1 protein-coding gene is annotated in these 267 nt (G+C 68.2%); it reads left to right on the top strand.

All coding sequences use genetic code 11. The features are described from left to right. Positions 1 to 34: 34 nt before the first annotated feature. Positions 35 to 267, top strand: a 233-nt coding sequence (locus tag SB764_RS40880; RefSeq protein WP_410866881.1) for a P1 family peptidase, incomplete at its 3' end; no start/stop codon positions are given.

Here is a 267-nt window from a genome sequence, read left to right as displayed (position 1 = left end):
ACAGGGCCGAGGGTTCGCAGTGCCTGGAACCGTGGTGCCGATCGTTCCGGCCGCCGCGATCTTTGACCTCGGGCGTGGCGGTGACGTGAACGCGCGACCCGGCGCCGACATGGGTTACCAGGCGACCGCTGCTGCGTTCGCATCAGGCGACAATGCCGCCGTCGAACGTGGAAACGTCGGTGCCGGCACGGGTGCGGTCATAGCCCGTGGGCAGTACAAGGGTGGGGTGGGCACCTCGTCGCTCACGCTGGAGAAGATCTCCGCCGA

The organism is Paraburkholderia sp. SIMBA_027 (genome assembly GCF_046535315.1).
GTDB lineage: Bacteria > Pseudomonadota > Gammaproteobacteria > Burkholderiales > Burkholderiaceae > Paraburkholderia > Paraburkholderia tropica.
This window is presented reverse-complemented; position numbering and strand designations above follow the sequence as displayed.